24 protein-coding genes are annotated in these 24258 nt (G+C 70.8%); 5 read left to right on the top strand and 19 right to left on the bottom strand.

Features of this window, described 5'->3' with window-relative positions; genetic code table 11:
• The first annotated feature begins 2 nt into the window (after positions 1 to 2).
• The 3 genes from creD (at position 3) to ERL55_RS09940 (ending at position 2890) form a co-directional block, all read left to right on the top strand.
• Entirely contained in the window at positions 3 to 1325 is a 1323-nt protein-coding gene (gene creD / locus ERL55_RS09950; protein WP_129136286.1) for a cell envelope integrity protein CreD, read from the top strand.
• Positions 1326 to 1400: 75 nt separating this feature from the next.
• The gene (locus tag ERL55_RS09945) at positions 1401 to 2009 is read left to right on the top strand and encodes a GNAT family N-acetyltransferase (protein WP_129136285.1); all 609 of its coding nucleotides are present in this window, start codon (positions 1401 to 1403) and stop codon (positions 2007 to 2009) included.
• Complete coding sequence (locus tag ERL55_RS09940; RefSeq protein WP_129136284.1) at positions 2006 to 2890, top strand: carbon-nitrogen hydrolase family protein; 885 nt, start codon at positions 2006 to 2008, stop codon at positions 2888 to 2890. Before ERL55_RS09945 ends, ERL55_RS09940 begins: the two co-directional genes overlap by 4 nt.
• A gap of 33 nt (positions 2891 to 2923) precedes the next feature.
• Here the strand turns inward: ERL55_RS09940 and ERL55_RS09935 are convergent, their stop codons facing one another.
• The 16 genes from ERL55_RS09935 to ERL55_RS09860 all read right to left on the bottom strand — a co-directional run bounded on the left by ERL55_RS09935 (position 2924) and on the right by ERL55_RS09860 (position 20180).
• A complete protein-coding gene (locus tag ERL55_RS09935) occupies positions 2924 to 3484 on the bottom strand; it encodes a phosphatase PAP2 family protein (protein ID WP_129136283.1) in 561 nt (186 codons plus the stop codon).
• On the bottom strand, positions 3456 to 4595 hold the full coding sequence (locus ERL55_RS09930; protein WP_129136282.1) for a glycosyltransferase family 1 protein: 1140 nt from the start codon (positions 4593 to 4595) through the stop codon (positions 3456 to 3458). The genes ERL55_RS09935 and ERL55_RS09930 overlap by 29 nt, the downstream gene beginning before the upstream one ends.
• Before the next feature lie 103 nt (positions 4596 to 4698).
• Entirely contained in the window at positions 4699 to 5445 is a 747-nt protein-coding gene (gspN, locus tag ERL55_RS09925; RefSeq protein WP_129136281.1) for a type II secretion system protein N, read from the bottom strand.
• A complete protein-coding gene (gene gspM / locus ERL55_RS09920; protein WP_129136280.1) occupies positions 5442 to 5939 on the bottom strand; it encodes a type II secretion system protein GspM in 498 nt (165 codons plus the stop codon). The genes gspN and gspM overlap by 4 nt, the downstream gene beginning before the upstream one ends.
• Positions 5936 to 7087, bottom strand: coding sequence for a type II secretion system protein GspL (gspL, locus tag ERL55_RS09915; protein WP_129136279.1), 1152 nt, complete (start codon positions 7085 to 7087; stop codon positions 5936 to 5938). Before gspL ends, gspM begins: the two co-directional genes overlap by 4 nt.
• Positions 7084 to 8076 carry a type II secretion system minor pseudopilin GspK gene (gene gspK / locus ERL55_RS09910; protein ID WP_206733423.1) on the bottom strand — a complete coding sequence of 331 codons (993 nt, stop codon included), beginning with the start codon at positions 8074 to 8076 and terminating at the stop codon, positions 7084 to 7086. The genes gspL and gspK overlap by 4 nt, the downstream gene beginning before the upstream one ends.
• The gene (gspJ, locus tag ERL55_RS09905) at positions 8073 to 8663 is read right to left on the bottom strand and encodes a type II secretion system minor pseudopilin GspJ (RefSeq protein WP_206733305.1); all 591 of its coding nucleotides are present in this window, start codon (positions 8661 to 8663) and stop codon (positions 8073 to 8075) included. Before gspJ ends, gspK begins: the two co-directional genes overlap by 4 nt.
• Positions 8663 to 9040 carry a type II secretion system minor pseudopilin GspI gene (gene gspI, locus ERL55_RS09900; protein WP_129136277.1) on the bottom strand — a complete coding sequence of 126 codons (378 nt, stop codon included), beginning with the start codon at positions 9038 to 9040 and terminating at the stop codon, positions 8663 to 8665. The genes gspJ and gspI overlap by 1 nt, the downstream gene beginning before the upstream one ends.
• Position 9041: 1 nt before the next feature.
• On the bottom strand, positions 9042 to 9557 hold the full coding sequence (locus tag ERL55_RS09895) for a GspH/FimT family pseudopilin (protein WP_256386120.1): 516 nt from the start codon (positions 9555 to 9557) through the stop codon (positions 9042 to 9044).
• A gap of 19 nt (positions 9558 to 9576) precedes the next feature.
• Positions 9577 to 10032, bottom strand: coding sequence for a type II secretion system major pseudopilin GspG (gene gspG / locus ERL55_RS09890; RefSeq protein WP_255683289.1), 456 nt, complete (start codon positions 10030 to 10032; stop codon positions 9577 to 9579).
• A gap of 154 nt (positions 10033 to 10186) precedes the next feature.
• Positions 10187 to 11383, bottom strand: a complete 1197-nt coding sequence (gspF, locus tag ERL55_RS09885) for a type II secretion system inner membrane protein GspF (RefSeq protein WP_129136275.1) — start codon at positions 11381 to 11383, stop codon at positions 10187 to 10189.
• Positions 11380 to 12861, bottom strand: a complete 1482-nt coding sequence (gspE, locus tag ERL55_RS09880) for a type II secretion system ATPase GspE (RefSeq protein ID WP_129136274.1) — start codon at positions 12859 to 12861, stop codon at positions 11380 to 11382. Before gspE ends, gspF begins: the two co-directional genes overlap by 4 nt.
• Positions 12858 to 14975, bottom strand: a complete 2118-nt coding sequence (gspD, locus tag ERL55_RS09875; RefSeq protein ID WP_129136273.1) for a type II secretion system secretin GspD — start codon at positions 14973 to 14975, stop codon at positions 12858 to 12860. Before gspD ends, gspE begins: the two co-directional genes overlap by 4 nt.
• Positions 14972 to 15709, bottom strand: coding sequence for a type II secretion system protein N (locus ERL55_RS09870; RefSeq protein ID WP_241685746.1), 738 nt, complete (start codon positions 15707 to 15709; stop codon positions 14972 to 14974). Before ERL55_RS09870 ends, gspD begins: the two co-directional genes overlap by 4 nt.
• Positions 15710 to 16000: 291 nt before the next feature.
• Positions 16001 to 18619: a TonB-dependent receptor gene (locus ERL55_RS09865; protein WP_129136272.1), complete on the bottom strand. Its 2619-nt coding sequence runs from the start codon at positions 18617 to 18619 to the stop codon at positions 16001 to 16003.
• A gap of 94 nt (positions 18620 to 18713) precedes the next feature.
• The gene (locus ERL55_RS09860; protein ID WP_129136271.1) at positions 18714 to 20180 is read right to left on the bottom strand and encodes a hypothetical protein; all 1467 of its coding nucleotides are present in this window, start codon (positions 20178 to 20180) and stop codon (positions 18714 to 18716) included.
• A 282-nt stretch (positions 20181 to 20462) separates the two neighbouring features.
• On the opposite strand from ERL55_RS09860, the gene ERL55_RS09855 reads away from it, so the two are divergent.
• Together ERL55_RS09855 and ERL55_RS09850 are read left to right on the top strand one after the other, a co-directional pair.
• Positions 20463 to 21314, top strand: a complete 852-nt coding sequence (locus tag ERL55_RS09855) for a 2OG-Fe(II) oxygenase (RefSeq protein ID WP_129136270.1) — start codon at positions 20463 to 20465, stop codon at positions 21312 to 21314.
• A 218-nt stretch (positions 21315 to 21532) separates the two neighbouring features.
• The gene (locus tag ERL55_RS09850) at positions 21533 to 22249 is read left to right on the top strand and encodes a TonB family protein (RefSeq protein ID WP_129136269.1); all 717 of its coding nucleotides are present in this window, start codon (positions 21533 to 21535) and stop codon (positions 22247 to 22249) included.
• A 40-nt stretch (positions 22250 to 22289) separates the two neighbouring features.
• Here ERL55_RS09850 and nth read toward each other — a convergent pair whose 3' ends face one another.
• The 3 genes from nth to ERL55_RS09835 are packed head-to-tail and all read right to left on the bottom strand — an operon-like array spanning position 22290 to position 24132.
• The gene (gene nth / locus ERL55_RS09845) at positions 22290 to 22964 is read right to left on the bottom strand and encodes an endonuclease III (protein ID WP_129136268.1); all 675 of its coding nucleotides are present in this window, start codon (positions 22962 to 22964) and stop codon (positions 22290 to 22292) included.
• A 5-nt stretch (positions 22965 to 22969) separates the two neighbouring features.
• Positions 22970 to 23344, bottom strand: a complete 375-nt coding sequence (locus tag ERL55_RS09840) for a hypothetical protein (protein WP_129136267.1) — start codon at positions 23342 to 23344, stop codon at positions 22970 to 22972.
• A 5-nt stretch (positions 23345 to 23349) separates the two neighbouring features.
• Complete coding sequence (locus ERL55_RS09835; RefSeq protein WP_129136266.1) at positions 23350 to 24132, bottom strand: enoyl-CoA hydratase-related protein; 783 nt, start codon at positions 24130 to 24132, stop codon at positions 23350 to 23352.
• Positions 24133 to 24258: the final 126 nt, after the last annotated feature.

The raw sequence follows: 24258 nt of genomic DNA, 5'->3' as shown, positions 1-24258 counted from the left end.
AGATGAAATCGATGAAGCTGGTGCTGCGGTTCGCGGTGATCGGTGCGCTGGTGCTGGCACTACTGGTGCCGCTGGCGATGATCCGTGGCGTGGTGCATGAGCGGCAGCAGTACCGCGCGCAGGCGGTGGAACGGGTGGCGCAGGGCCGGGCGGGCGAGCAGCGCCTGGTCGGGCCGTTGCGGGTGCTGCCGTGGACGGAGGAACATGAGGTCGCCGAGCGCGCGGCCGACGGCAGCCAGCGCGTGGTGCTGCGCACCGTCACCGGGCATCTGCTGCAGGCGCCGACGCGGCTGGAGATTGACGGCGGGCTGCAGCCCTCCGAACGGCGCGTGGGCCTGTTCCGCATCCCGGTCTACAGCTGGCAGGCAAGCGCGGCTGCGCAATTCGCGCCCATGGCCTACCCCGTCGCGCCCGGGCGTGTGTACGGGCGGCCGTATCTCGCGGTGGGCATTGCCGACGTGCGTGGACTGGTCGGCACGCCGCAGCTGCGCGTCGACGGGCAGGCGCTGGCGCTGGCGGCGGGCACGCGGGAGCTCGCGGCGCTCACCGGCGGCGTGCACGCGGAACTCGAGCCGCTCGCGAGCACCGGTGCCGGCACGCTGCCGGCACTGCGCGAGGTGCGGCTGGCGGCGACCATCGACGGCACCCGTTCGCTCGCCATCGTGCCGGTGGCCGACGACAACCGCATCGACATCGCATCGCCGTGGCCGCATCCATCGTTCGAAGGCCGCTTCCTGCCGACCCGTCGCGATATCGATGCCGATGGCTTCCGCGCGCACTGGGCGCTGTCGTCACTGGCCAGCGATGCGCAGGCACAGCTGCACAAGGGCGAAGCGCATGCGCTGGACACCCTGCAGGTGAGCCTGGTGGATCCGGTGGACGTCTACACCCGGGTCGACCGCGCCACCAAGTACGGGCTGCTGTTCGTGCTGCTGACCTTCGTCGCGTTCGGCCTGTTCGAGCTGATCAGACGCCTGCAGATCCACCCGCTGCAGTACCTGCTGGTCGGCCTGGCGCTGGCGATCTTCTTCCTGCTGCTGCTGGGCCTGTCCGAGCACATCGCGTTCCACTGGGCGTACCTCGCATCGGCCGCGGCCTGCATCGGCGTGCAGGCGATGTACCTCTCCGGCGTGCTGCGCAGCTGGCCGCGGGCGCTGGGCTTCGCGGCGATGCTCACCGCGCTCTATGGCGCGCTGTACTGCCTGCTGGTGTCGGAGGACAACGCGTTGCTGATGGGCTCGCTGCTGCTGTTCGCCATCCTCGCCACGATCATGTGGATCACCCGCAAGGTGGACTGGTACGCGCTGGGCAACGACCTGCGCTAGCCACCGGCGAGGGGGCAACACTGCGTCCCGCTGCCGACCGGCGGCGGGGCGCAACGGGCCGATAGAATCCGCGCCATGACCGCATCCGCCCCCGACGTGCGCCGCGTATCCGGCGCGGACCTGCAGGCGCGCCTCGACGACGTGGCCCGCCTGCGCGTCGCGGTGTTCCGCGACTGGCCCTATCTCTACGCCGGCGACATGGACTACGAACGCGGCTATCTCGCGGCCTACGCCGCATCCGCCGACAGCGTGTTCGTGCTGGCGTTCGATGGCGACAGCGTGGTCGGCGCCTCCACCGGCATTCCGCTGGCCGACGACGACGATGCCTTCCAGGCACCGTTCCGCGCGCGGGGGCACGGTGTCGACGACGTGTTCTATTTCGGCGAATCGGTGCTGCTGCCCGCCTACCGCGGCCGCGGGGTGGGGCATGCGTTCTTCGATGCGCGCGAGGCGCATGCACGCGCGCTGGGCCGCTTCCGCATGACGGCGTTCTGTGCGGTGGACCGGGAACAGGACGATCCGCGCCGGCCCGCCGGGCACCGCGACAACGACGCGTTCTGGAGCCGTCGCGGCTATGTGCGGCGGCCGGAGCTGCGCATGCAACTGCCCTGGGACGAACTCGGGCGCGGCGAATGCGAGCACACGCTGACGTTCTGGACGCGTGCGCTGGAGCATTCCGCATGAAGATCGCTGTTGCCCGCTACCCGGTCGGCCGGCCAGGCAGCTTCGCGGAATTCGCCGAAACCCAGCGCCAATGGATCGAAGAGGCGGCGCAGGCGGGTGCCGGCATCGCGCTGTTGCCGGAGTACCTGTCGCTGGAGCTCGCGGCGGTGTTCGACGATGCCGTGCGCGACGACCTGCATGCGTCACTCGCTTCACTGCAGGCGCTGCGGCAGGACTGGATCGATCTGTACCGCGGGCTCGCCGCGGACAGCGGCATGCTGCTGGTGCCCGGTACCTTCCTGCTCGATGTCGGCAACGGGCGCTATCGCAACCGCGCCGACGTGTTCACTCCCGATGGCGGCCACGACTGGCAGGACAAGCTGCAGCTCACCGGGTTCGAGAAAGCCACCGGAGTGATCGACGGTGGCGATGCGCTGCGGGTGTTCGAGTACCGCGGCCTGCGCTTCGGCATCGCGGTCTGCTACGACATCGAGTTCCCGCTGCCGGTGCGTGCGCAGGTGGAGGCGGGCGCGCGGCTGATCCTTGCGCCGAGCTGCACCGACACCGCTGCCGGCGCCACCCGCGTGCGCGTGGGCTGCCTGGCACGCGCGCTGGAGAACCGCTGCTTCATCACCCAGGCGGTGACCGCAGGCGACGCGCCATGGAGCCCCGCGCTCGACGTCAACACCGGCGAGGCCGCGGTGTATGCGCCGATGGATGTCGGGTTTCCCGCCGATGGTGTGCTGGCTTCCAGCGATGGCCGCGACGGCTGGACGCTGGCGGACGTCGATTTCGACGCACTGCAGGCCAGCCGCGCGCATGCGCAGGTGGCCAACGACCGCGACTGGCCGCAGCAGTTGCTGCCGCCCCTGCGTGCGGCACGGGTGACCGCGCTCGGCTGAGGGCGCGGCGCCTGCAGCAGTGCGACGCGGCGCTCAGCCGATGACTGCGGCGACCAGCGCCGGCCCACCGAGGATCGAGAGCCCGGCCAGCACACCGCCGATGGCCACGGCCGCGAGCACATCGCTCGGGTAGTGCAGGCCGAGCACCACCCGCGAGGCGGCAACGGCAGAGGCGAACGGCACCAGCAACCAGGCCAGCGCCGGGTAGTGCCAGACGGCAACGCTGCTGAAGGCGACCGCGTGCAGGGTGTGGCCGGAAGGAAAGCTGTATTCGTCCAGCGGTGCCACCCAGGCGCGGATGCGCGCATCCGCCGCAAAGGGTCGCGGCCGGCGGGTATGTCGCTTGAGCGAGCGGTACAGCGTGAGCGCGATGACGCCGGTGGCGGCCATGTGCACGCTGGCATGCAGGCCGTGCCAGCCGTCGGCGACGATCAATGCGGCCATCAGCAGGTACCACGACACGCCATCGCCTAGGCGGCTGATGCAGGCGAACAGCGCGAACACCGGGCCGCGCTCGCACCAGCGATTGGTGCGCAGACACCAGCCGGCATCGCGGGTGGTCCAGTCAGGCGGTGGCGAGTGCGGCAGTGGCATGCGGCTGGCCCAGGCTGGAGAGGATGCGGTCGAAGTCGGCGCACACCGCGGCCGGCGACAGGGGCTCGGTCGCCCTGCGTGCGGCCACGCCCATTGCCCGGCGCATTTCGGCGTCGCCGGCCAACGTGCGTGCGGCATGGATGAAACCGGCGTCGCTGGTGACGCGGCGGCCATGCACGCCGTCGCGCAGGTGTTCGCGCGCGGCGCCGTTGTCGAAGGCGATCACCGGCACGCCGCTGGCCATCGCTTCGAGCACCACGTTGCCGAAGGTCTCGGTACGGCTGGGAAACAGGAACAGGTCGGCGGACGCCACGTGCCCGGCGAGCGCGCGCCCGGTCTGCGTGCCGCAGAACACGAAATCGGGATGCTCGCGCTGCAGGGTGGCGCGCAGGGGACCGTCGCCGACCAGCACGAAGCGCGCGCGGGGATGGCTGCGCTGCAGATGGCGGAACGCCGCGATCGCCAACGGCAGGTTCTTCTCCGCGGCCAGTCGCCCGACGCAGGTCACCACCAGGTCGTCGTCGTGCATGCCCCAGCGCGCCCGCAACGCGGCATCGCGGCGCCATGGTGCGAAGCGCAGGGTGTCGACTGCGCGCGGCAGGTGCCGCAGGGTGCGGAAGCCGCGGCCTGCGAGTTCGTCGCGCAGGACCTGCGTCGGCACCAGCGTGGTCGCGGCGGAATTGTGGAAGCGGCGCATCCAGCCCAGCGCCAGCGGCGCCAGCATCCCGATGCCGTAGTCGTGCATGTACAGGTCGAAGCGGGTATGCAGGCCGGTGGCGACCGGAATACCGACGTTGCGCGCTGCGCGCAGTGCCGACCAGCCGAGCGGGCCTTCGGTGGCGATATAGATCGCATCCGGGCGATGCAGGTGCCAGCGGGCCTCCAGCAACCGCTGTGCGGGAAGCCCGAAACGCAGGGTGTTGTAGCCGGGGAGGCGAGCCCCCGGCACCAGCAGTTCCTGAGCCACCGGTTCCACGTCATCGTGCTGGCGCGGGCGGATCACGTCGGTGAGATGGCCGCGTTGCCAGAGGCCGCGGGCGAGGTCGCGCACCGTCAGTGCGACCCCGTTGATCTCCGGCGGCCAGGTCTCGGTCACGAGCGCGTAGTGCATGGGCGTCCTCCCGGGTTGCAGCCAGCGTGCCGGGCGCATGTGCCGGGGCGGTGTCGCGGCGATGTCGGTTGTGTTGCAACAGCGCGGCGAGCGCTGTTCGAGGTCATGGTGTCGACGTGCGACCCGCGCCGGGGGCATCGCCGTGGTGCAGCCGGCTCCAGCCGGCCGGGCCCGGCTGGAAACCCGCCGCCTGCAGCCATGCCTGGGCGGGCGCATCGGGGGTGCCGGCAACGCGCATCTCCGCGTCCCATGCGCCGTCGCCGTGCACGCGCAGGGTCGCGGAGAAACCCTCGAGCGCTCCATGGCCGGTGACCGGGGCCATCTCGATCACCGCAGTGCGCCCGGCGCAGGCCGCGTCGCCAGCGAGCTCCGCGCGCGGCGCGGCGTCGCCCGCGGCGAGGATTGCCGCGCGCAGCTGGCCGTCGGCGCCGATGCAGCGGTCGCCATCGAACAGGATCCGCAGGTCCGTGGCATGCAGCAGCAGGTCCAGACCGGCCAGCGCGGGCACCTGCCGCAGTTCGAACGCCCCGGTGACGCCATCGATACCGCTGCGACGGCCATGCAGCACACGGCCACGCACTGTCGCGACATCCACCCGGACTGCACGCACTCCCGCCAGCCATGGCCACGGCTGCAGGCGTACACGGAGATCTCCCAACGGATGGCTGTGCAGTTGCGCGTCCCGCAGCCGTCCGTGCCAGATGCTGCCGGCCACCTCCGTCGCGGAGAGCCCCCATTGCTGCGCGCCGGCCAGACGCAATGCGAAGCCGACGGGAAACGTGGCCAGTCCCGCCACCGGCAATGCCAGTGCGAACACCAGCACGAGGGTGCGCGTCTTGAGCGCGGTCATGGCGGGGGGAACCGGAGCGAACCGCGCAACCTGCCGTCGCGCCGTTCGATCCGCACGGCGAACGGCGCGACGCGGTGCTCGAGGCGCAGGGTGTCGAGCCACGCGAACAGGGTGCCGGTGTCGCTGGCGTCGAAGTCGATCTCGAGGCCGCCGCCACTGTCGGGCGACTGGTGCTCGACGCCGACACCGGCGACGGCTGCGGTATCGGTGATCAGCGCGAAATGGGCCGCCGGGGTCAACCCGGATTGCACCCCCTCCGGCGGCAGGGACGCGAGGGCGGCCTCGACCTCGGCTGCGCTACGCGTTGCCGCGGCAAGGCGTGCGCCGCCGCGCTCGAGCGCAGACTCGAGCGGGGTCAGCACCGCGAACCAGGCGAGGAACACGGCGATCGATCCGGCCATCGCGGCCAGCATCCAGCGCTCGCGCGGGGCGCGCGCGTTCCACCAGTCGCGGCCGGCGTCGATGGACCCGGGGCCACGTGCGGGGCGGGTCATGGCGCGGCTCCCTGCAGTTCCACTTCGGACATCAGCCGGCCGTCGGCGGCGCGGCTTCCGGCGACGGTCAGCCGCAACCCATGGCCGGTGGCGATGGTGGCCAAGGTCTCGAGGTCCGCCGCATCGCGATGGGCGACGCCGGCACGCAGGCCGCTGGCGGCGTCCCAGTCGAGACGCTCGACGTTGGCGCCATCGAGTGCCTCGACGCCCGCGAACAGAGCCCGGGTGGCATGCGCGAACCCATGCCGGGCGCCGGTCCGCGTGCGGACCTCGTGCACAACGGCGTCCGCGGAGAGCGCGGGGGCCCCGGGCAGTGCCGCGGCGATGCGCGCCGCGGTGCGGTCCTCGATGGCACGGCTCAGGCCGGCGTAGCGCGCGAGTGCAGCGGCGGACACCAGCGGCACCGAGCACAACAGTGCCGCGGCCAGCAGCGCGCTGCGGCGCCACGCACGCTGGTCTGGCGCGCGCGCATGCTCGGGTGCGTAGCGTTCCTGCAACAGGTCGAGTGGCGCATCGAGGGCGCCGCGTGCCAGCAGCGCTTCGATGCGATCCATGTCGCTCACGGCAGGCGGCGGTGCGATCGAAAGCGCGGACGCCAGTTCGGCCTCGATGCGGTAGGCCCCGGTCGGGGTGCGCACCAGCCAGTCTCCGCCGAGCGCCACCACCGTGGCGGTGGTCCCGGCAGGGTCGGCGTCGGTACCGGTGGCAGGCGGCGGGGGCAGCGCGAGATGGTCGGGAACCATCGCATCCGGGCGCAGCCCCAGCGCCGCGGCCTGGCGCAGCCATTCATCCATCGCAGCGCTGGCCACGACGACGACCGGCGCCGGACCGGCGTCCTGCATCCGGGCGACGGCGATGTGCACCGCGCCCATGTCACCGGCCACGCGCTCGCGCAGCTGGATGCGTGCGGCTGCGCGTGCCTGCGCGATGGAGCCGGCCGGAAGCTCCAGCCACTGCGCGGGCGCCGCGGTGCCGGGAACCAGCAGGATCGTCCGCACGGCGGTCGCGCTGGCGGCAGGCGAGGCGGCCTCCAGGATGTCGCGCTGGAGGATGTGCCCCCGGGCATCCACCCTCAACCGCACGGCGGCTGCGCCGGGGGTGGACGCGAGCCACACCACGTCGGTGACGGGGTCGGTGGTCGATCTCATCGTTCTGTACTCCAGTCACGGGAGAGGACGCGTGCCGGTGCGTCGGCTCCTTCCGCCTCGTGTTCGACCAGCGCGTTGAGCGTGACCTGCGCGGGGCCGCTGTCGACCTCCGCACGCACGCGGTAATAGCGGCTGCGAAGCCGCACCTGTTCGAAGGCCGCCTGCGGCGGCTCGGCCCCCTCCATGCCGGGGGCGTGCCAGAACGCGTTCGGATCGCGCCAGCCCTGCGGCGGGCGCGCGGCGATGACCCGCCGCGCCCGTGCAGCGTCGATCCGGCCTTCGGTGAGCATTGCCAGGATCGGCGCATCGGCCTCGCCCAGCATGTTCGGGTTGACCGGTGTCGGGGCGGTGGTGGGCAGCGCGCACACGTGCGGTCGCAGGCGCGCATAGAGCGCGGGCGTGTAGCCCTGGATCGCGCGCAGCTCGCTGGGATGGGCCAGCAGGGTGCCGCCGGTACGGTAGCCGTCGCGGCCGCGCATGTAGGCCGCATCCTCCTGGCCCAGGCCTTCGCGCTGCTGGTCGGCGTCGATCCAGTCGGCCAGCGCGTGTGCGAGCGACAGCGCCTGCGCGGAGCCGAGATCGAGCGCATCGAGCAACGCCACGTACTGGGCGATGCCCTCTTCGCGGCGCATCAGCAGGTCGCCCGCGCCGTACACGACGCTGTTGAGGTTGAAGCAGGCGGTGGCGTCGGCGACGCTGGCGCGGATCACGCCGTCGTCGATCGGGAACAGGAATGCACGGCCGTTCCAGCCACCGGCGAGCGTCGTCACTCCGGGGTCGCGCCGCGCCAGGCGCTCGATCTGGGTGAGCGCCATCTGCTCGGCACCCAGCGCATGCCAGCGCGCCTGCGCCAGCGCCTGCGCGTTCCCGGCGCGGCGCAGCGCGAAACGGATGTCGTCGAGCATCACGGTCACCAGCACTGTCATCACCGCCACCAGCAGCAGCACGGTGAGCAGCGCCACCCCGCGCTGGCTGCGGGCCGCGGTCACGTGGGCTGTCCGGGCATGAGGAACCACTGTTCGACCACGCCGAAGCCGTCGAGCTCCAGCGTCAGCCGCACGGCCTCGGGCACGCGGTCGACCCCGCCCGGCCACCCGTCCAGCCATTGGCCCTGGTAGCGGTACAGCATCCGCGCGGCATGGACGCCATCGATCAGCGTCTGCGGAGGATCGAGGCGGCTGCCGTCGAGCATCGGCCGCGTGCTGCGCTGCAGGTTGCCGTCGCGCAGGCGGTACTCGACGTACTGCAGCGAGGAGCGCGGTGCGCCATGCGGATTGTCGTGGCCGGCCCGCACGAACGCGAACAGCACGGCCGCATGCGGATCCGCGCTGCCGGTGAATGCCTGTACGGCCGGCTGGCCGGCGTTGTTGCGGGTGCGGCGAACCGCCGCCTGTCCGAGATCGGCCTCCAGCAGCGCGCGCATGCGTTGCAGGTCGGCGACCCGCGCCATGCGTGCCTGCGCGATGCCCTGGCTGCCGGTGGCGTAGGCCATCACCGAAACCCCGGCCGCGGCCAGCAGGGCGAACACCGCCAGCGCCACCAGCATCTCCACCAGGGTGAAGCCCTTCATGCGCATCAGCGGGCGGCCCTGAAGGCGACCAGCTCGGCAGCAATGCGGTCGCTGCCGGCCGGATGCACGTCGATCGCGATGCGCAACAGCGCCGGGTCATCGGTGGGCGCAAGCCGGCGCGTCCACCGCCATTCGCGACCGCCCAGCTGTTCCACGCCCGTCGTGTGCGCGGCCAGGCTCGCCGCGGGTTCGATCGCGGCCTCGACGGCCCGGTTGCCGGCGACGATTGCCGCCAGCACCCGTTCCTCCACCACCGCCGCGGTGCGGGTGCTCTCGCCGGCGAGGTTGAGCAGCGCCAGCACCACCAGCGCGAACACCGCCACCGCGATCAGCATCTCCAGCAGGGTGAAACCCGCATGCGGATGGCGCCTGCACGGGTGCATCTCAACGCGTCCCGCTCACGTGCACGCGGCCGTCGGGGCCGACCGACAGGTGCGCCACGTCGCGTCCGTCGCTCAGCGCCAGCTCCGTCGGCTGGGCCGCGCCCAGGGGGTCGAAGGCGATGGACAGTGTCTGCGCGTCGCGTGGCAGGGCAGGGGAGATTCCCGACGTCCAGGCCTCCGGGGCGAAACCCGCGGCCGTCAGTGGCTGCCAGCCATCGCGGCGCGTGATCGCGAAACGGTATCCCTGCGCGTCGATGTCCGCGCGCACTGTGCGGGTGGACAGGATGGCCTCGTCGCGCGCCCGCGCCAGCTGCGCCGCCAGCGCATCGGTATCGCGTCGCAGGCCCGAGCCCGCGGTCGGCGCGGTGAGCAGCACGACGCTGCCGAGCAGTCCGACGATCACCACCACCACCATCAGTTCCACGAGGGTGAAGCCTCCCTGTGCATGTGCCTGCGCGCGCCGCCCGCGTGCATCGCGGCAACCCCGGGGTACGTGCGGCGCCTGCGGCCGGTCCACGGTGCGGCCCGTTTCCGGGTCAGTTCCAGTTGCCGATGTCGGCGGCGTCGCCCTCGCCACCCTCGCGCCCGTCCGCACCCAGCGAATAGACGTCGAAGCTGCCGTGCACGCCCGGATGGCGGTACTGGTACGGGTTGCCCCACGGGTCTTCGGGCAGCCGGCGGATGTAGCCGCCCTGGCGGTAACGCTCCGGTCGGACGAGACCCGCCGGCGCCCGCAACAGCGCCTGCAGCCCATCGGTGGTCGGCGGATAGCTCAGGTTCTCCAGGCGGTAGGTTTCCACCGCCTGCTCCAGCACGGCGATGTCGGCACGTGCCTTCTCCACCATCGCACGGTCCTGGCTGGGCATCACGTTGATCATCACCACCGTGGCCAGCAGGCCGATGATCACGATCACCACCATCAGTTCCACCAGGGTGAAGCCCCCCTGGAGAACGGCGGCCGCAGGCCGTCCTCCGATGCCCCTCTCCCGCAGGGCGGGAGAGGGGAGTCCGCTTGTCTCGTCGCGTTCTGCCGGAGCAGGGAGCCCGTGGGCGCCTGGGCGCCGTGGCTGGAGGTGGACGCGCGTCGCGCGCGCGGGGCAAGCGGGTTGGCGATACGACATGGAACGCTCCGGAAACGAAGTGGGATCAGCCGACAACCAGGGAGTTGAACTGCAGGATCGGCAGCAGGATCGAGAGCACGATGACCGCCACCGCCGCCCCCATGACGATGATGATCGCCGGCTCCAGCAGGCTCATGGCGGCGGAGGTAAAGGTGTTGAATTCGCGCTCGAGATAGTCGGCGGCGCGCTCGAGCATCGGCGCCAGGCGGCCGCTGTCCTCGCCGCTCGCGGCCATGTACAGCAGCGTGGGCGGGAACACCCCGGCGCGGCGCATCGCGGTCGACAGGCTGGCACCCTCGCGGATCGCATCGGCCATCCCGTCGGTGGCGTCACGCAGCACGCGGTTGCCCACGGTGCGCGCGGTGATGCGCAGGCCCTCCATCAGCGGCAGCCCGCCGGCGAGCATGATCGCCAGGGTGCGCGACAGGCGTGCGGCATGCAGGTCGCGCAGCATCCGCCCCAGGATCGGCGTGCGCAGCAGGGCGCCGTCGAAGCGCAGCCGCGGGCCCGGCCTGCGCAGAACGTGCAGTGCGGCGACGCCGGCCAACAGCAGCACGGCTGCGAACACGACGCCCCACGTGGTCATCGCGTCCGACACCGCGATCACCGCGCGGGTCAGCCAGGGCAGCGCACGGCCCATCGAGTCGAACTGCTCGACCACGCGCGGTACCACGAAGGTCATCAGCGCGATCACCACCGCCACCGCGGTGACTGCCAGCACCATCGGGTACACCAGCGTCGCGACCAGTCTGCCGCGGACTTCCTGCTGCCGTTCCAGCAGGTCGGCCAGCCGCTCCAGGATGTCGGGCAGCGCACCGGTGCTCTCGCCCGCCGCGACCATCGCCCGGTACAGCGGCGGGAACGCCTTGCCCTGGCGTGCCATCGCTTCCGAGAGCCGGAAGCCTTCGACCACCGCGGCCTGGGTGGACAGCAGGACCCGGCGCGTACCCGGTCGCTCGGACTGGGTGCCGATGGTGCGCAGGGCCTCCTCCATCGGCGCAACCGCCGCCAGGGTCGCCAGCTGGCGGGTGGCCAGTGCCAGCTCGCGGGCGCCGAAACGGCCGCGCAGCCTGGCGGTCGGCGTGGCCGCCGGCGACAGCCGCAGTGGCCACAGACGGCGCCGCACCAGGTGCTCGCGTGCCTCGCGTTCGCTGGCGGCGGCGAGCGTGCCGTTGCGCGGTCGACCGCGGTCGTCGAGTGCCTCGTACTCCCAGGCGCTCACGCCGGCACGCTCCGCTCATCCTGGCGCACCACGCGCAGCGCTTCCTCCGGGGTGGTGGTGCCGGCGGAAACGCAGGCGCGCGCCGAATCCGCAAGCCAGTCTCCGGACACGGCAGCCGCCCGGGCCAACGCGTCCTCATCGGCGCCAGCGCCGATCAGCGCACGCAGGCGCTCGTCGATGGTCACCGCCTCGTACACGCCGATGCGCCCGGCGTAGCCCGACTGCTGGCATTGCGCGCAGCCCGCCGCCGCGAACAGCGCGCCGTCATAGCCCGGGCCCATCAACCTCGCGCTCAGCGCGTCGGGCGCACGCGGCTGCCGGCAATGCGGGCACAGCCGGCGGATCAGGCGCTGCGCGAGTACCAGGCGCACGGTGCTCGCGAGCAGGAACGATTCGATCCCCATGTCGCGCAGGCGGGTGATCGCACCCAGCGCATCGTTGGTATGCACGGTCGACAGCACCAGGTGACCGGTGAGGCTGGCCTGCACCGCGATCTGCGCGGTTTCCGGATCGCGGATTTCGCCGATCATCACCACGTCCGGGTCCTGGCGCAGGATCGCGCGCAGCCCGGCGGCGAACGACATCCCGACGCGCGCGTTGACCTGGGTCTGGCCGATCCCGTCCACCGCGTATTCGACCGGATCCTCCACGGTGAGGATGTTGCGACTGCCGTCGTTGAGCGCCTGCAGCCCCGCGTAGAGCGTGGTGGTCTTGCCGGAACCGGTAGGCCCGGTCACCAGCACGATGCCGTTGGGTTGCGCCAGTGCCGTGCGCAACGCGGCAAGCACCGGTGCCGGCATGCCCAGCGCCTCCAGCGGGCGGACGCCCGCACCCTTGTCCAGGATGCGCATGACCACCCGCTCGCCATTGCGCGCCGGCAGCGTGGAGACGCGCACATCCAGCGCCTTGGTGCCCATCGCCAGCGAGATGCGGCCATCCTGCGGCACCCGGCGTTCGGCGATATCGAGGCGTGCCATGACCTTGACCCGCGAGACCAGCATCGGCGCCAGCCGCGGCGGCAGCGTGAGGGCTTCGCGCATCACGCCGTCGATCCGGAAGCGCACCAGAAGCGCGCTCTCGAACGGCTCGATGTGCACGTCGGAGGCGCCGCTGCGTGCGGCCTCGGCGATCAGCCCGTTGATGAGGCGGATGACCGGGGCATCGTCCTGCGCATCGAGCAGATCGGCCGTTGCCGGCAGGTCGTCGGCAAGCGCGTCGAGGTCGTCGCCCTGCCCGATGCCTTCCGCGCCCGCGAGGCCATTGCCCGCATAGGCTTCGGACAGGCGGCGATCGAACTCGTCGCGGGGCAATACCTGGACGTCGAGCGGCCGGTCGAGGGCACGCCGCACTTCGACCAGGCCGGCGGGCGACGCGCCTTCGCGCATGCCCACGCGCGCCGGGCCGTCACCCAGCGCCAGCAGCAGCAGCCCGTGCTGGCGTGCGAACGCGTAGGCCAGCGCTGGCGCGGCTTCACTCACGGCTGCGCGTCATCGGTGGTGGCGGGAACGGGCGCCAGCGCGGGCGGCGGCATCACCGGCGGGGTGGTGCCGAAATAGTCGCGGACCAGCGTGTCGAGCATCGTGCGGCCGTCGGCGCTGGTGCCGCCGCTGTCGAGCTGGCGCGCACGCATGTAGTCGTAACGGGGCGCCGTGACCGCCTGCGCCTGCGCCGCGTCGCGCACGATCGTGGGGCGGATGAAGACCATTAGATTGGTCTTGTTGCGCTCGCGGGCGGTGCTGCGGAACAGCGCGCCCAGGCCGGGGATGTCGCCGAGCACCGGCACCTTGTTGACGGTGTTGCGGTCGTTCTGGTCGAGCAGGCCGCCGAGCACGACGATCGCGCCGTCGTCGGCGAGCACGCGGGTCTCGATCTCGCGCTTGCTCAGCACCAGTTCGTTGAACGTCTCGCTCACCGGGCCGGCGACCGAGGAGACTTCCTGCCGCAACGCCAGGGTGATGCCGCCGCCGGCGTTGATCTGCGGCCGCACCACCAGCTGGATGCCGACGTCCTGGCGCTGGATCGTTCGGAACGGATTGGTGTTGGCGTCGCCCAGCACTTCGCCCGTGGTCACCGGTATCTCCTGGCCGACGAGGATCCGGGCCTCCTCGTTGTCCAGCGTCAGGATGGATGGCGTGGACAGCAGGTTCGACGAGGTGTCGCTGCGCACCGCGTCGATGATCAGCCCGAACATCGCGCTGCCGGTGTTTCCGGCCAGGCCCATCAGCCCGCCGTTGTATCCGAGCAGCGAGTTCACCGCGTTGCGGACGACCGGCGAGTCGGTGTCGCCCTCGCGCACCCGCGCCGCCGCTGCGGCCAGCGCGCCGATGCTCGGCGCGCCACCGGGGAAGTTGGTGTAGCCCAGTGGAATGTTGCCGTCGCGGCCGGCCACCAGCAGCTGCGCGCCCAGCCGCCGTGCCGCCTCGTCCGAGATCTCCACCACCAGCGCCTCCACGAGCACCTGCTCGCGGCGGACGTCGAGCTGGGTGATCACGTCGACCAGCATCCGCTGGGTTTCCGGATCGGCGTTGATGATGATCGCGTTGGCGCCCGGATAGCGGGCGATGGTCGCGCGCCGGCCCGGTGCCACCATCACCGACGCCGCAAGCGGCGCGGCGGCGCCGTCGGCGACAGGCGCGGAGAAGGCGGCACCTCCGGCCAGGCTTCCCACGTCGGCGGCGGGCGTCGACAGGCGCTGCTGCAGCGCGCCTGCCGTGCCGCCGGCCTGCCTCGCGTTGCCGGCATCGGGTGTCCCGACCACCTGTTGCAGCACCGGCAGCAGGTCTTCGGCATTGGCATGCTGCAGGCGGATGACCCGCACGTCGCCGCTGTTCTCGGCGCGCCGGTCGAGGTCCTCGACCACGCGGCGCACGGTCTGCACCAGTGCGGCATCCCCGCGCAACAGCACCGCGTTGCTGCTTTCGACCGGCACCACCGTGAGCACGCCGCCGCGGCGCTGGCCGCCATAGAGGTTGTCGACGACCTGGGCGATCTCGCGTGCGGAACTGTTGCGCAGGCTCACCGCCTCAACCTGCGCGCGGTCCTGGTCGATCTGCGCGATCAGCCCGCGCAGGCGGCGCAGGTTGTCGGTGTAGTCGGCGACGAGCAGGTTGTTTCCCTGGGGGGTGGCCAGCACCACGCCGCCACGCCCGACCAGCGGGCGTACGGTTTCCACCGCCGCCTGCGCATCGACGTGGCGCAGCTGGAATACCTGGGTGGAGAACCCGCCGGCGCCGCCGGCCGCGACGGCACCGGGCTGCTGCGCGGCGGTGTCGTCCGGGACCACCCGGTACACACCGGATCCGCTGGGCACCGCGATCAGGCCGTTCGCGCGCAGCGTGGCCACCAGGATTCCCAGCAGCTCGGGCTCCGTCAGCGGTTCCTCGTTGGACAGGGTGATGGTGCCCTGCACGGCGGGATCCACCAGGAACGTCGTGCCGGTGGCACGCGCGACGTCCTGGATGAAGGCGCGGATGTCGGCGTTCTGCACGTGCAGCGCCGGCGCGCGCGTGGCGCCGTCCTGCGCGGCCAGGGGAAGGGCCGTGGCCAGGGCGAGCGCGACGGCAAGGGAGACGGAGTGGAGTCGGTAGGTCAAGGCAAGGCCGTCCGCAAGGTGAGTGTGCGCGTCTGTCCGCCACGCTGGACGGTGAGCCTGGCCTCCCCGCGTGCAAGTTCGGGTTCCAGTTCCGCGATCCGCTCGGGCGTCAGCGGGTTGCCGTTGAGCGCCAGCAGCACGTCGCCCGCTTCCAGGCCCGCCTGGCGCAGCACCGTGCCGTCGCCGCGCGGGATCAGGGTGTACCCGGTGATCTTTCCGTTCTCCACCCGCGCGCTGAAGCCGGCCTGGGCGACCAGCGCAGCGGGGTCGATGGGTGCCCCAGACGGGGCCGCCGTCGTGCCGACGGTGCGCGTGGGCGCGACCGCGGTCGCGGTCGATGCGGGTGCGGCTTCCAGCGCGAGGCGACGTTCGCCCGCGCCGGTGCGCAGGATCACGTGATCGGATGCGACCGCATGAAGAACGACCCCGGGCGCGACGCTGTCGCCGGTGCGGAATGCCGCCTGCGGTGCGTCGGCGGACGAGAGGATCGCGGAGCTCCCGGTCCCCGCCATCCGCACGCCGTGCAGACGCAGCCCGGAGACATCCGCGGCTGCGACGCCGTGACGACCGGCGGCGGGATGGAAGGGATCGGATGACAGCGCCAGTGCAGGCGGCACCGGGGCGGGCGCTGCCACGACACTGTCATCGGCAACCAGCGGCCCCGCTGGCGCCAGCAGCAGCCAGCCCAGGCGTGCGGCCTGCAGCGCAAGCAGCGCGACCAACAACAGTTCCACGCCCGCGCGCAATGTCGCGCCGGACGCGGGAGAGCCGCCGGAACGTGCGCCGTTGCGGAAGGAGCGCAACAGGGGGCGTCGAAGCGCGTTATGCACGGACTGTGACGGTCTGGCGGGGATACGGCCAGTTTGAGACCGATTTGTGACAGTCAGGCTTCAGCTGCCATATTCGACGAGAGTCGTCTTCGTTGTCGCCTTCCTTGGGCTCCGGCTCGTCGCGGCAACGCTCCCCTGGAACGCAACCGGCCCCGCTCCCGCAGGCGGGAACGGGGCCGGAAACGAGCGCGTCGATCAGAAGGAAGCGGACAGGCTCAGTGTGTAGGACACGCCCGGGCTGTAGCGGTAGATGTCGATCCGCTCGCCGCCTTCCTGGTACTCGCGATGGTCGGCGTCGAGGATGTTGCGGGCGCTGAAGCCGAGCGTCATCTCGTTGTCGCCGAGGCTGAAGCCCTGGCGCAGCACCAGGTCGAGCGAAACACCCGGCTTCTCCATGTAGTCGGGCTGCCCCGGCCGGCCGCGCGCACTGACGCGCTCACCCACGTAGTTGGCGATGAGGGTGGCCCGCGTGCGGCTGCTCTCGCTCTCGACGCCCAGTTGCAGGTTGCCGATATGGTCCGACTGGCCCTGCATCACGCTACCGTCGCGGACGAACAGGGTGGCATCCTGCGGCGCCAGGAATCCGTACGGATGCACGGTATCGCCGGCCTCCACCTGCACTTCCGAATTCGACCAGGTGTAGTTGGCCGCCACGTACAGGCGCTTGTCGCCCCACCAGTTGGCGTCGATCGGCAGTTCCACGTACTTCTTCGCCTCGATCTCGGCCCCGTACAGCGTCGCCGAGGGTGCATTGAGGAAGCTTTGCAGGATGCCGCCGCCCGGCGCGTCGTTCACGTTGCTCTCGATCGGCTTGTCGATGTCCTTGTAGAACGCGCCGAGCGTGAAGTACTCGCCGGATCCGAAGAACCACTCGTAGCGTGCGTCGAGGTTCAGCAGTTCGCTGTCGACGAGGTACGGGTTGCCGTAGAAGATGCGGTCATTGTCCGGGTCGAGGTATTGCAACGGCGAGAGTTCGCGGAACTGCGGCCGGGCGATGGTCTTCGAGGCGCCGAAGCGGATCTGCTGGTTCTCCGAGAAGTTCCAGGTCACGGTGGCGGTGGGCAGGACGTAGCTGTTGCGCAGCGGGTCGACGCCGCCCTGGCGTTCGCCGCTGAAGATGTCGTAGGTATGGACCGCCTGCGTGGCGTCCTCGTAGCGCACGCCAGCGGTGGCACGCACGTGCGGGGTGAGCTCCGCCTCGGCCTGCAGGTAGCCCGCCATGACCTTGAGGGTCGCGTCGTACGCGGCGTCGCCGGAATTGCCGGTGACCTCGCGCAACCGCAGCAGGTCGTTGCTGAGGTTGTAGTCGGAGAACAGGTAGTCCACGCGCTGGTAGCGGTTGTAGTGCGGCAGCGGCCCATCCAGCGCCAGCAGGCGGAACTCGCGGTTCTCCGCATTGCGGTCGTTGTCGGAATAGGCCACGCCGCCGGATACGGTGATGTCACGCTCCACCGGCAGGCGCCAGCTCACGTCGACGCCACCGCTGGCGACCTCGTCCTCGACGTTGCTGAAGCGCAGGTGGTTCTGCACGCGGGTGCCGTCATGCGACCAGTAGCCATCGACGAGCTCGTAGCGGATGCCGGTCTCGTAGGGGGCATCGCGGGTGGCACGGGCGATGGCACCACGCCATTCGATCTTCAGGTCGTCGTATTCGCCGAAGGTATGGGTGCCGGTGATCTGGTTGTTGATGAGCTCGCGCTCGAACCACTCGGTGTAATCGTCGCGGACCTGGAACCCGGCAAGGTTGTCGAAGCCGGAGCGCGAGCGCGCTTCCTTGAGCGTGTCGTGCACGTACAGCGTGGTCAGCCCGATCCTGTGGCCTCCGTTCTCCCAGCCCGCGCCGAGCAGGACGTTGACCTTGGCGTTGTTGGTGGTGGAGAGGAAGTCGTAGTCCGAGTTGTACTGCACGGCGTCGTCGACGAACACCGGGTCGCGCTGCACGCCGAAGCGGGTCCGCCACTGGTTGTCGAAACCGGCGACCGCGACGAAGCCGAGCCTGCCGTCGTCGCCCATGTCGAGCGAATAGCCGGCGCTGCCGCCGAAGCTCAGGTCCGGATCGATGCTGTCCTTTTCCTGCAGCAGGCGGACGTTGGCGTTCTGCAGGCTGCGGCCGATGCGGCGGATGTCCTCGCGCTCGAACGAGCCGAGGTCGACGCGACGTCCGGTGCCGATGGCTTCGCTCAGCGCGCTCGGCATCTTGCGGGTGCCGTCGTCGTATCCCCAGAAGTCGTCGTCGGAGCCGAAGTAGGTCAGGCCCTTTTCGAAGGTGGTGACGCTGTTGCCGCCGCTGCCGATCGACAGGTTGAGGAAAGGCTCGTCGGGCACGGTCAGCGACTGCAGGTCGATGACGCCGCCGCCGAACTCACCCGGATAGCGCGCCGAATAGGTCTTCTGCACGGTGACGCTCTGGAGCACCTCGCTCGGGAACAGGTCCAGCGGCACCACGCGCTGCAGCGGCTCCGGGCTCGGCAACGGCGAGCCGTTGAACAATGCGGACGAGTAACGCTCGCCGAGGCCGCGCACGTAGACGAACTTGCCGCGTACCAGGCTCAGGCCGGTCACCCGGGTCAGCGCGGCTGCGGCATCGCTGTCGCCGGTGCGCTCGAAATCCTCGCGGGTGATGAACGAGGCGACTTCGGACGTCTGGAGCATCGGCTCCGGGATGTATTCGCCACGCACCTGGACGGCGTCGAGCTGGGTGGGCGAGGCCGGCGGGGCATCCTGGGCATGCGCGGCCCACGGTGCCAGCAGGGCCGAGATGGCCAGCGGCAGATGCCGTCGGACCAGGCGGTTTCGGGTCGGAATGTGTTTCATGGGAAAACCTTGGCTGCGGACAGGGGGGATTTCCGGATCACGATTGCAGCGGGGCGGCGTTTCCGCCGCCCCGCTACGTTTCTGCGTGGTCCGATCAGCAGGACGGGGAGTCCGCCGTCAGGCCGCAGGTCCAGCCCCTCCACCAGTTGTCGTTGGCGTCACGCACGCCACCGATGTAGTCCACCTGGCGGAAGAAGGGATGCACCTGCGCCAGTCCCTGGTACGCCGGCACCGCGCGTTCCTGCGGTCCGTTGATGAAGACGCCGGTCAGGCTCGAGGTGCCGACGACATTGTTCGTGCCCGCCTCGAATGCGGTCTGTGCGCGGGCGTCCTCGAACGCGACCGGGCAGGAGAAGTGCACCGAGTGGAACGTGCCCGTGGTGTTGGCATCGCGGATCTCGAGGCAGCGCTCGGCGGAGCCCGAACCACCCGCCGGACGGGTCACCACGCTGTTGTAGAACGAGGCCTGGGTGCCCTGGTTGAGATGGATCGCGGCACCACCGCCGGCTCGGCCGACGTAGGTGATGTTGGCCACGCGCGGCTGCGAGTAGGGCTGGCGGTTGATGCTGCTCCACTCGTTCATGCGGTCGCCACCGCCCGGGCGCTGGATCACGATGCCGAACTGGATGGCGCCGTTCCAGCCGGTGTCGGTGTCGATGGAGTCGTCGTCGGCACCGGTCACCACCAGGTAGCGGGCGTTCATCGTGCCGCCGAAGATCTCGATGCCGTCGTCCGAGCTGTTGTGGATGTGGAAGTACTCCAGCACGGTGCCGCTGCCGGCGCCGGCGGCGGTGATGCCCTGCAGTTCGTTGTTCGGCGAGATCTCGAAGCCCGAGTACTTGACCTGCACGTAGCGGATGCGGCCGCTGCTGTCGGCCGGGGCGTTGCCGCCGTAGAACGCGTTGGTGCCCTCGACCTGGCTCTGGCACTGCGGCGTGCCGGAGGTGGTACCACCCGGGCACGCGTTGATCGGCGCGCGGCCGGCGAGGATCAGGCCGCCCCACAGGCCCATGGTGTCGGCGCTGGTCTGGCCTTCGAGGTCCTGGCGCGCGGTGAAGATGATCGGCTGGTCGACCGTGCCGTCGGCGTAGAGCTCCGAGCCGCGGTTGACCAGCAGGTAGTCGTTGCCCGAGGACGCGTAGAGGGTGACGCCAGGTTCGATGGTGAGAACACCACGGGGGACCGGATGCGGATTGGCCGCATCGCCACCCTGGTCCTGGCCGACGCTGACGCGGCCCGAGATGGCGTAGACGGTACCGTCGCGCTTGGGAACGACGACGTTGCCGGTGATCAGCTGCGGCAGACGGCAGGCGCGCAGGGTGTTGTTGGCGACGGTGCCCACGTCGGTGAAGCCCGACGGACAGTCCGCGGCGGGGCCACCGGTCGGCGGCGGCGGTGTGGTCGGGGGCGGGGTGGTCGGCGGAGGCGTGGTCGGCGGCGGGGCCGGCGGGAACGCGCCTTCGCCGGGGGATGCCACGCGATCGGCGCCATTGCCGCAGCCGCCAAGCGCGAGGACCGCGCCGAAGGCCAGCGCCAGAGTCCGGTAATTGTTCGCAGCCATTTGCAACTCTCTCCGAGAAGTTAGACAGGGGTGTCGACGCAGGAGTAGGGGCGCTGCCATCGGCCGCGGCCCCCGTTCCCCGGTGAAGATCGGAGAAAAGTTATAGATGCGTTGTGTGACGCTTTTCTTGCGTTATTGCGATGGGTCGTGCCGGGCGAGGGGCCCCTCGTCGCCAGCCCGGTCCCCCGATCTTTTTTTCTTCGTACCGTCATGGACGCAGTGCAGGCTTGCGCGACGCGCATGCTGTCCGTGCGGCCGCGATGGCAACCGGAGATCGATCCCATGGACCTGCACCACACCGGCCCCGAGCTCGACGACTGGATCCTCGCGCAGGTGGGTGCGGGCCAGTCTCCCGAAGCCGTGGTCGCGGCACTGATGACCCGCGGCTGGGAGGAGCAGGTGGCGATCGACGCCATCGACAGCGCGGTGCGCCACCACCTCGCCAGGCATGCACGTGACGCCGGGCTTCCCGCGCCTGCGCGCGTGCCTGCGCCGGTGGCGTGGAATGGCGCGTCGCAGATCGATGCCGGCGACCGCTGCGTGCAGGTACTCGCCCACCTCGTACATCCGCACGTGGTGGTGTTCGGCGGGCTGCTCTCCGACGGCGAGTGCGATGCCCTGATCGAACTCGCGCGCGGCCGCGTGCAGCGTTCGCCCACGCTCGACCCCGAGACCGGGCGCGACCAGGTCCATCCGGACCGCACCAGCCGGGGTCTGTTCCTGCAACGCGGAGAGAACGCGTTGCTGCGCACGATCGAAGCGCGGATCGCCGCGCTCACCGAATGGCCGCTGGAGCACGGCGAGGGCATCCAGCTACTGAATTACGGCGTGGGCGCGGAGTACAAGCCGCACTACGACTATTTCGATCCGGACCGCCCGGGCAACCGGTCCACGCTGGCACGGGGCGGCCAGCGCGTGGCGACCCTTGTGATGTACCTCAACACCCCGGCGCGGGGCGGCGCCACCACATTTCCCGATGTCCAGTTCGAAGTCGCGGCGATCCGGGGCAATGCGGTCTTCTTCAGTTACGACCGTCCGCATCCCATGACGCGCAGCCTGCACGGCGGTGCGCCGGTGCTGGGCGGGGAAAAGTGGGTGGCGACCAAGTGGTTGCGCGAGAGCCGGCACGTCTGAGGCGTTCCGGACCATCGGACCCCTGCAGCCGCGTGGTCCGCGCAGTCGCACCTCACTGCTGCAAGGCAACAAGACCGGAAAGGTCTGCACGGATTTCCGACCGCCTGTCAGCAGAATTCGACCACTGGTCGGACCCGTCCGGGTGTGTCATTGCATTGTCATCATTGCGGCCGCTGGCGTGGTGTGACATGTCCCTGTCACACACTCGAGGGGCTGAAATGAAGAATTCCTTGCTCGGATTCGCCGGCGTTCTGGCGTTGGGCGCTGCGACGCAGGCGGTGGTCGCCACGGAACGGGACGCCTGGAGCGAACAGCAGGTCCATACCTATGCGGTGCAGCTCGATGCCGACGGCCGGGTGCAGGAGGTCGTGCCGGTCGGCGCCGGTGGCGACGCCCTCGGCGCGGAGTTCGCCGACCGGATCAAAACCTGGCTGTTCACCACCGACAGCCGTTCCGGGAATGGGCAGGACAGCAGCGTGCGTACCTATCTGCGCCTGGTCGTTTCGCCCGGAGCGAACGGTCCGGAACTGGTCTCGGCGACCACAGGTCCGGCGCCGCAGCGTCTCACGCAACCGGAGTATCCGGTGCGCGAGCAGCGTGAGGGTCGCCAGGGAGCGGTGGTGTTGAGGCTCAACATCGGCGCCGACGGCCACGTGCGCTCCTCCGAGGTGGACAGCGTGCATGGAAACGTCAGCCGCAGGATGGCTGCTGCAGCGCGCAGCGCCGCGACCGAGTGGCGCTTCTCGCCGGAACTGGTCGACGCCCGCCCGGTGGAGGGCACCGTGCTGTGGCCGGTCTGCTTCCTCGGTGCGGGTTCCACCGCGACCCATTGCGCGTGGAGCGGCCCCGAGGCACGGCTGTATTCGAGCAAGACGGTGCTGCCGCTGGACCCGGTTGCGCGCCCGGTGACGCCTCTGGCGTTCGACGCACGCTGAGCATCGCCGGGGTCATGGGGTACACCCTTCTGGCGTACGGTCAGAGGAGCGTCTTGTCGGGGTAGCGGCAGAGATCGCGGATCACGCAGGCCGGGCATTCCGGCCTGCGTGCCTTGCAGACGTAGCGGCCGTGCAGGATCAGCCAGTGGTGGGCGTCGTGCAGGAACTGCTTCGGGATGCGCTTGAGCAACCCGTCCTCGACCTCACGTACGTTCTTTCCTGGCGCCAGGCCCGTGCGGTTGGAGACCCGGAAGATATGCGTGTCGACCGCCATGGTCGGCTCGCCGAAGGCGGTGTTGAGTACGACGTTGGCGGTCTTGCGGCCCACCCCCGGCAGCGCCTCCAGCGATGCGCGATCACGCGGTACCTCGCCGCCGTGCTGCTCCACGAGCATCCGGCAGGCGGCGATCACGTTCTTCGCCTTGGCGTTGTAGAGACCGATGGTGGAGATGTAGCGCTTCAGCCCGTCCTCGCCCAGCGCCAGGATCGCCGCCGGGGTATTGGCGACAGGGAACAGCCGGCGCGTGGCCTTGTTGACGCCGACGTCGGTGGACTGTGCCGACAGCGTCACCGCCACCAGCAGCTCGAACGGCGAGCTGTATTCGAGCTCGGTGGTCGGCTTCGGATTCAGTGCAGACAGCCGCTCGAACATCTCGTGGATCTCGGCGCGGGTCAGCGTGCGGCCGCGGCGCCGCGGTGAATTGCGTTCGGGCATATGGATCAGGAGTCGGCGGGGCGCTGCGCACGGCTGCGCGCACGGGCCAGTGCGGCCGCGGCGGCGGCCGGCAGGGCGGGCCGCGCGCTCGGCGTGGCGGCTTTTGGCGGCGCCAGCGCGGCCTGGCGCCGTGCCTCGCGTTCGGCGGCGCGGCGCGCCAGGCGTTCGTTGCGCGCGCGATAGCGTTCGCGCGCGGCCCAGGCCGCGTGCAGGCGGTCGCGCGCCTCGCGCAGCCGGGCCGCGTCCGCCGCTGCCAGCCCGGCGAGCCCGGCATCGGCCAGCTCTGAATCGGTCAGCTCGGCCAGGCCCGCCTCGATGGCCGCGTCGACGTCGTCGGTGGCCAGCAGCGCGAGCAGTCGGTGCGGGTCGGGCGCGTGCATGGCTTTCAGCGCCCGCTGAAGTCCGGCTTGCGGCGCTCGAGGAAGGCGCGGGTGCCTTCGCGCATGTCCTCGGTGGCGAACATCAGCCCGAACTGCGCGGTCTCGTACTCGAGGCCTTCGCTCATCGCGCACTCGCCGCCGACGTGCACGCAGTCGAGGATCGCGCGCAGCGCCAGCGGCGCCGCCGCGGCCAGCTGCGCCGCCAGCGTGCGGGTGGCGGCGGCCAATTCATCCGCCGGCACCACGCGGGTGAGGATGCCCAGTGCCTGCGCGCGCGCGGCATCGATCGGTGTGCCGGTCAGGCACAGCTCGAGGGTCGCAGCACGGCCGGCGAGGCGCAGCAGACGCTGGGTGCCGCCGAAACCCGGCACCAGGCCAAGGTTGATCTCGGGCTGGCCGACCTTCGCGGTGTCGGCACCGATGCGCAGGTGGCAGGCCATCGCCAGCTCCAGCCCGCCGCCCAGCGCGAAGCCGTTGACCATCGCCACGACCGGCTTGGGGAAGGTCTCGATACGCCGCATCAGGCGCTGGCCGCGCTGCGAGAAATCGCGCCCGGCAACCGGCGGCAGGTCGGCCATCTCGGCGATGTCGGCCCCGGCGACGAACGCCTTGGGCCCGGCGCCGGTCAGCACCACAGTGCGCACCGCGGGGTTCTCGGCAGCATCCTCGAAGGCGACCAGCAGGGCGTCGAGAGTGGCGGCGTTGAGCGCGTTGAGCTTGTCCGGCCGGTTGATGGTCAGGGTGCGCACGGCGCCGTCGTCGGCAACCAGGAGCAGGGATTCGGTCATGCGATTCGTTTCCGGAGGTCGAAATGTGGTGTCATGCGTGAACGGCTCCGCGCCTCCGGGGAACTCACCACCCGGGGGGCTTGTCGGAGGGACGCCGTCAGTGGCAGTTAAGCCCGGCGGTCGTTA

This window comes from Luteimonas sp. YGD11-2, from assembly GCF_004118975.1.
Taxonomy (GTDB): Bacteria; Pseudomonadota; Gammaproteobacteria; order Xanthomonadales; family Xanthomonadaceae; genus Luteimonas; species Luteimonas muca.
Note: the sequence above shows the minus strand (reverse complement) of the source record. Positions and strands in the feature narration are given on the sequence as shown.